Source organism: Simiduia sp., from assembly GCF_058345725.1.
Window position 1 is genome coordinate 91718 of record NZ_JBTUOC010000065.1, and the last position, 6956, is coordinate 98673.

A 6956-nucleotide genomic window follows, 5' to 3' on the forward strand; every position below is an offset into this window, starting at 1 on the left:
ACCAGAAAGGCCTTGGCCAATCAAGCATTTCCTGAAAACACGCGGTCGCCGTTAAGGGCCATGGCAGGCTTGGCTGACAGTCGTTATCATTGGCGCACTGAAACCTTACCCACGGGTTGCTGCACAGGCAGAGGGCGCCGCGCCCACCGCGCAGCGAACCAGATCTCCTGGCCGCGGTCTATAGCGCAGGCCCCCGATAGAGTCAGACAATGAAAATTTTGATGGTCACCACCGATTTCCCGCCGACCGTCGGCGGGATTTCGGCCCATGTATTTGAGTTGGCCAAGGCCATGGTGCAGGCCGGCCACCAGGTAGCAGTGCTGTCGCGCCGGCACGCAAACACTGAGCCGGCGCGCGAAACACTGGCTGGGATTCAGGTATTTCGCATGACCTACTGGCCGCCCGGCCTGTTTTACGGGTTACAGATTCGCCGCCAGGTCAAAGCCCTGCTGCCAGAATTGCAACCCGACATTGTCCATATCCACGCCATGCGGCCACTGGAGTGGTACAACATTACCACCGTACCTCTTGCTTACACCAACCACACCTCTGGCTATTTGAAGCGCCTGCGCAAAGGTGGCGCGCGCAGGATGTGGCAACTCAAACGACTATTCGCCAAACCCCAGCTGTTTTTGGCGCCGAGTCGCGAGCTGCTGGAAACGCCTTTCGCGGTCGCCGGTAAAAAATTGTTTATACCCAATGGGGTCGACGCCCAGCGCTACCAACGCAATCTGCCGGTGCGCGCGCAACTGCGGCGCGAGTTGGGTATTGCCGACGATGAGCGACTGTGTGTCATTACTCGCCGCCTGGTTTGGAAAAACGGCGTTATCTTCCTGGCCCAGGCCAGCCAATACGTGACCGACCCGAAGGTGAAATTTTTAGTCATTGGCGACGGCCCCGAGCGCGAGGTCGTAGAGACCACCTTTAAGCAGCACTGTGGCGACCGGGTGACTTTCGTAGGTAGCAAATTGCACGACGACATCATCCAGTATTACAGCGCCGCCGACTTCTCTGTATTGCCGTCTATTATGGAAGCCACCAGCATCAGCGGGCTTGAGGCCATGGCGGCCTCGCTGCCTTTAGTGGGCACGCGCGTGGGTGGTATACCCGACCTAATAGTAGAAGGCGAAACCGGCTACTTGTGCGAAGACCAAAATCCCGAGGCACTGGGCGCGGCGCTCAACAAGTTATTGGCCGCCGACCTAACCGCCATGGGTCGCGCCGCCAATCAGCGCGCAATTGAACAATTCGACTGGACACAAATTGCCCAGCAAACCGTAGCCGCCTACGAGTCAGCCCTATGAAAAAAGTGATGCTTATTTTTGGCACCCGACCGGAAGCTATCAAAATGGCGCCGCTGGTACACGAGCTGAAGAGCCGGCCCGACCAATTTGAAACCACGCTATGTGTGACCGCGCAGCACCGCGAGTTTCTCGACCAAACCCTGGCTACGTTCGGCTTGCAACCAGATTTCGATCTGGACATCATGCGCCCTGGGCAGGATCTGTACGACATTACTCACAAAGTGATGGCTGGCCTGCGGGATACCTTTAACCGCTATCGCCCCGACCTGGTGCTCGTGCACGGCGATACCACCACATCGTTTGCCGCCGCACTTGCAGCATTCTACCAACAAATTCCCATTGGCCATGTGGAAGCCGGGCTCCGCTCGCACAACCTGTATTCTCCGTTTCCCGAAGAGGCCAACCGCCAGTTAACTTCGAAGCTGGCCGACTGGCATTTTTCACCCACTGAAGCCAACCGCCAGGCATTACTCGAGGAAAATATTGCCTCAGAGCGCATTTTGGTCACGGGCAATACGGGTATCGATGCGCTATTTTATATTCTCGACAAGCTGCAGCGGCAGGGCGATTACAGCGATCGCATTCGGCAGAGTATTGCCACTGCCGGCTATGCACCCGCGGTACTTGCTCAGCGAAAAATAGTGCTGGTTACCGGCCATCGACGCGAAAATTTTGGCCAGGGATTTATCAATATTTGCAATGCGCTTAAAAAATTAGCGGTGCAGCACCGGGAACTCGATATCGTTTACCCCGTTCACTTAAACCCCAATGTAAAGGGCCCGGTGCACGCGCAATTGGACGGGTTGAATAACATCTATTTGATCGAACCGCTCGCCTACGAGCCGTTTATATTGCTGATGAAGCACGCGCACCTAATCCTGACCGACAGCGGCGGCATTCAAGAAGAGGCGCCCGCATTGGATATTCCCACATTGGTAATGCGCGAAAATACCGAGCGGGCCGAGGCCATTACGGCAGGCACAGTCAGGTTGGTAGGCACAGATTGCGAAACAATTTTTAATGCAGCACACACGCTACTGACCTCCGACAGTGATTACAACGCCATGCGCCAAGCCACCAATCCCTTCGGCGACGGCAAGGCCTCGGCACGCATCGCGGATTTTTTGGCACGCTAGCGAAAGACTATTCGATGACCTCCACTTGGCACGACTACAACGTCATAGCACGCGGCGCCAATCGCATTTGTGTAGCGCACTCAAAAGACCCCGCGCTGTGTATCAAATTCGATTTAGACGCACGGCAGGCAAAGGGCGGACTGGCGAATACCCTGCGCCGCCGTTGGGCGCACTGGCTGCCAGCAAACTCTTTTGCCGAGCAGGAGTTGCGCCAATTTCAAGCACTCAAGCGGCGGGTAGGCCCGGCTGTCACCCAGTTTTTTGCCGAGCCACTAGAAGTTATCGAATCCGATCAAGGCAAGGGCCTGGTGTGTCGCCGAGTGCTCAATAGCGATGCCACACCCGCTCAGCCAATCCACTATTATTACGCCCACGAAAACACTCTCGCACTTTCGGAGATGGTTCAGGCCATTGAGCGCTTTGGCGATTTTCTGAGGCGTTACGATGTTCCCCTGTTTGATCTGAATGCTGGCAATCTCTTGGTACAGCAAACCAACAGTGGGCTACAGATGGTGTGCGTCGATATTAAGAGTCTGGGAAAGAGCAAAGAAATTATTCCACTTTCCACGTGGTTTAAACCACTGCGCCAGCAAAAAATTTCGCGCCGCATCGAGCGCCTAATTGCCGCCGTGCGCAGCCGGAAAATAGAGCGAACACAATAAACCATGAAACCACTCAAAATTTTGCATTGTGCAAACTTTAGCGAATTGAAAAATGCCGCTGTGTTTTACGCTATCGATCACAAGCTGTCGCACGGGCTGATTCGGGGTGGCCATTTTGTCTACAATTTTAGCTACCGCGATATTGCCAAAACCGAACGCAAGCTGTTTTCCAAAAGCAGCGGTCGCAGCGCCATGCTCAAACGATTGAGTCAAAGCATCGCGAATTTTCAGCCAGATCTTTTACTCTTGGGCCATTCAGAACTTATCACAGCGCAGGATCTGGCTCACCTCAGATCGAGCTTTCCCAATATTAAAGTGGGCATGTGGTGGGTGGATTGGATTCACAATTTAAAGCCGCACCTCGAAAAACTGACGCACGTCGACCATTTTTTTATGACCACCAATCCCAGCGAACTCGCACCGCTGGGACTACCGGACAGCACCCTGGCCAAATGTTCTTATATGCCCAACGTGTGCGACAGTGCCATCGACCGCTACCGAGCCTTTGACGCTGAACGCTACCGTTACGATATCGTATTTGTAGGTCGCTATGACGCCGAAAGGGCGCCGCTGATTGAGCACCTTACGCGCAACTACAGTCAATTTAAACTGGGTATTTTTGGTCAAACCCGCGAGTCGCTGGTTTTCGGCGACGCCTTTTACCAAGTGCTGGCCAATGCCCGTATCGCGCTCAATTATAGCCGCGATAATTCCTTTAGCCTGTATAGCAGCGACCGATTAATTCAGCCCGTGGCCAACGGCGTGCTGACCTTGTCGGCCCACTTCCCGGACATAGAACAATTGTTTACAGCCAAACAAATACCCACATTCACCGATTTTCAGTCGCTGGATCAATTGCTAGTACATTATCTCAATGACGATGCAGACCGACGAGCCACCGCTAGGGCAGCCCATCAACACGCGCATACTCACTATGAAGCAACCACTGTCGCCCGGTCTATGCTCGCGACACTTTTTCCGGAGCACTGACGTTGAACCGTTTTATTGCTTTTAGCGTAGGCCTTTGGGTTTTTTCGATTCCCTTTAAGAATGCGCTGTTTGAACTGTCGTCTGCGTGGCTTATAGGCATTACAGCGCTCATCGTGATTGCCAATCGCGCCCGGCATAAAACCAAAGACATCCCCAAGCTGCCGCCGCTGCTGGCGATCAGTTTTGTATCAATCGCCGGCGCGCTGCTGCTGGCAAATTACTTGGGTCGCCAGACAAGCGTGGGCTATTGGATCAGCGCCCATTTTCTGGTGCGCTATGGCGGCGCCTTTGCGTGTATTTACTACCTCTACTTCCAAGGCTATTTGACCACGCGGGCCATATACAACGCCATTATCTTTAGCTTACTTGCGCAGGCATGCTTAGGATTACTGCAGTTTTTTACGCACTTCGACTATGTGCGCAACAAGCCACTGCTTTATGGCGAACGCCTCTATGGCGGCACCTTCAATCCCAACCCCTATGGTTTCTTAATGGCCATTGGTGCCTCGCTTTGTAGCTGGCGCCTGTTCCAGCGCTTGCACGGCCATTGGAGTAAAACGTGTTTTTATCTGGTGTTGCTGGCATTGTTCATGACCACGCTGCTCCTGTCGGGCTCGCGCTCATCCTGGATTATGTACGTGGTATTTCTGGCCATTATTGGCTTCGCCAGCAGCCATATGAGGGCCATCTACATAGCCGCAACACTGTCACTGTGCACGCTCACGACCGCGAGTCTTTACTGGCTGTTTCCCAGTGTGCAGCAGGTCATAGAGCGCGCGTTTTTAATGGATACCTCCAATCGACTGCAAATTTGGCAAACCACCTGGTCTTTTATTCTAGAACAACCCTGGTTCGGCTACGGCGCAGGTAATTTCAGCGAGCTGACAAAAATGGTTTTCACCTCGGTGCACAATAGCGTATTGGAGGTATTGCTGTTCACGGGTGTTACGGGGCTAGTGGGATTTTCTGCCCTTTGCTACACCTTGTTAGCGCTGGCCAAACAATCCCAATCGCCCGGGCTGTTTGCCATGGTGCTTGCCGTATTGTGTGCCTCGCTATTTGACCACAGCGTGATCGACAGCAAAATATTTTTAACCACCAGCGCACTGTTGGCGGCGCTGACGGCCATCGCCTGGGCGGAGCGCCAACGCGTATTAACGGAGCAGCGCCCGTGAAACCCTTAACTGTCATTCAAGTATTGCCGGAACTCAATAGTGGTGGTGTGGAGCGCGGCACGCTGGAAATTGCACAGGCACTGGTAGCCGAGGGTCACCGTTCCTTGGTGATATCGGCCGGCGGCCGGTTGGTACCGCAGCTGGAAGCAGAGGGCAGCCAGCACTTAATGCTGCCCGTGCACAGAAAAAGTCTGCGCGCGCTCTGGCAGATTCACCAGCTGCGAGCGGTCTTTTTGCGCGAGCAACCCGACATCGTCCACTGGCGCTCGCGACTGCCCGCCTGGCTGTGCAAGCTTGCCATTGCCACACTGCCCGCACACAAACGGCCCAAAACCGTCAGTACCGTACACGGCCTTTACTCCGTCAGCCGCTACAGCAAAGTGATGGCGCGCGCAGACGCTGTGATCGCCGTATCAGATACAGTGATGTCCTATATTCAAACCCACTACCCAGACTGCTACGGCCCGCACTGTGAGCGCATTTACCGCGGCATTGCACCCGAGCGGTTTCCCGCGAGTTTTCAGCCCTCGGCGGATTGGTTACAGGCTTGGCGTGCGCAATACCCTGCGCTGGAGGGCAAAAAAGTACTTTGCTTGCCGGGACGTATCACACGGCTAAAGGGCCATCGAGAATTTATCCAGTTGATCAGGCAGCTGCGCGCACAGGGTTTTGATGTTGTGGGATTGATTGTGGGCGATCCAGATCCCCGTCGACTGGCCTACCTGCGCGAAGTGCAGGCGCTGGTCACCCAATTGGGTCTTGCAGAGACAGTGCTGTTTGTTGGGCACCGGAGCGACATCCGGGAAATTTATGCGGTCTCGGATATTATTTTTTCGCTGTCCACGAAACCTGAATCTTTTGGTCGAACAGTGCTCGAACCCCTCGCCATGGGCCGACCAGTGATTGGCTACGACCACGGCGGCGTAGGCGAGATTCTGACCACACTCTATCCAGTGGGTAAAGTGCCGCGCCTGGACGGTGCGGCACTAGTGCAAAAAACAGCGGCCTTGTTAGCAGAGCCGCAACGGCCCCTAGCGGATAACCCCTTTCTGCTAGACACCATGAAACAGAAAACATTGGCACTCTACCGGCGTCTAGCTAGCCGTTAAAAAATCGCGCCACTAGCCAGCGCGCCGCCCGGTCGGCCTCCCACAGAGGCGCCGCCTCCGCGGGGCTGGCCGGCTCACCAAAACGCTGCAGCTGGCCGGTTTCCACCAGCTCCTGAATGCCTCTGACCACGCGTCCACGCCCGCACGGCTGCAAATTTAAGATACCCGTAGGCACGCCACTGGTGAGCGCCTCATAGACCATGGACACACTGTCTGGACTAACCCAAATGCGACCGCTGGATACCAATTGGGTCGGTAGCCACGCGGCATTTGTGGCGCTGTGCGGCACGGTTGTCAGGTTAGGCAGACCCAGCGCTGCCAAGGCCGGAAGCAAGTCCTCGGGTGTGCGGCGCGAATCGGCCACCGTCCACTGCCAGTCGGGCGCCTGCGCGCACAATTGTGCGACTTGGGCGATAACGCCATTGGTGTCCCACTGGAAATGCTGTGAGGGCCCGCCTATTAACACCAGACCCGTCCGCGTGTCGGTTACCTGGGCGACCGGGGTGATCGCATTGAGCACCCCGCGGGTGACCAACACATTGGTGCGCGAGGGCGGGCGATCGTGCGCCGGTACCAGTGC

The 6956-nt window shown here is 55.4% G+C and carries 7 protein-coding genes; 6 read left to right on the top strand and 1 reads right to left on the bottom strand.

Going from position 1 to position 6956, the window contains the following annotated elements; translation table 11 throughout:
* Positions 1-209: 209 nt before the first annotated feature.
* Genes ACW8F6_RS14200 through ACW8F6_RS14225 form a run of 6 tightly spaced genes read left to right on the top strand, consistent with a single transcriptional unit; the run spans position 210 to position 6376 of the window.
* Positions 210-1304, top strand: coding sequence for a glycosyltransferase family 4 protein (locus ACW8F6_RS14200; protein WP_491576531.1), 1095 nt, complete (start codon positions 210-212; stop codon positions 1302-1304).
* Complete coding sequence (gene wecB, locus ACW8F6_RS14205) at positions 1301-2440, top strand: non-hydrolyzing UDP-N-acetylglucosamine 2-epimerase (protein ID WP_491576532.1); 1140 nt, start codon at positions 1301-1303, stop codon at positions 2438-2440. The genes ACW8F6_RS14200 and wecB overlap by 4 nt, the downstream gene beginning before the upstream one ends.
* 14 nt (positions 2441-2454) lie before the next feature.
* Positions 2455-3102, top strand: coding sequence for a YrbL family protein (locus ACW8F6_RS14210; RefSeq protein ID WP_491576533.1), 648 nt, complete (start codon positions 2455-2457; stop codon positions 3100-3102).
* A gap of 3 nt (positions 3103-3105) precedes the next feature.
* The gene (locus ACW8F6_RS14215; protein ID WP_491576534.1) at positions 3106-4092 is read left to right on the top strand and encodes a glycosyltransferase family protein; all 987 of its coding nucleotides are present in this window, start codon (positions 3106-3108) and stop codon (positions 4090-4092) included.
* 2 nt (positions 4093-4094) lie between these two features.
* Positions 4095-5267, top strand: a complete 1173-nt coding sequence (locus ACW8F6_RS14220) for an O-antigen ligase family protein (protein ID WP_491576535.1) — start codon at positions 4095-4097, stop codon at positions 5265-5267.
* Positions 5264-6376, top strand: a complete 1113-nt coding sequence (locus tag ACW8F6_RS14225; RefSeq protein WP_491576536.1) for a glycosyltransferase family 4 protein — start codon at positions 5264-5266, stop codon at positions 6374-6376. The genes ACW8F6_RS14220 and ACW8F6_RS14225 overlap by 4 nt, the downstream gene beginning before the upstream one ends.
* On the opposite strand, the gene ACW8F6_RS14230 is transcribed toward ACW8F6_RS14225, so the two are convergent.
* Positions 6366-6956 (bottom strand): ELM1/GtrOC1 family putative glycosyltransferase (locus ACW8F6_RS14230; RefSeq protein ID WP_491576537.1); only part of this gene is annotated, 591 nt, incomplete at its 5' end. The two genes, ACW8F6_RS14225 and ACW8F6_RS14230, sit on opposite strands and share 11 nt — an antisense overlap.

Bases quoted from the DNA above. Each gene is read 5' to 3' on its own strand.
- ACW8F6_RS14200 (WP_491576531.1), top strand. From the start codon at position 210: ATGAAAATTTTGATGGTCACCACCGATTTCCCGCCGACCGTCGGCGGG.
- ACW8F6_RS14210 (WP_491576533.1), top strand. From the start codon at position 2,455: ATGACCTCCACTTGGCACGACTACAACGTCATAGCACGCGGCGCCAAT.
- ACW8F6_RS14215 (WP_491576534.1), top strand. From the start codon at position 3,106: ATGAAACCACTCAAAATTTTGCATTGTGCAAACTTTAGCGAATTGAAA.
- wecB (WP_491576532.1), top strand. From the start codon at position 1,301: ATGAAAAAAGTGATGCTTATTTTTGGCACCCGACCGGAAGCTATCAAA.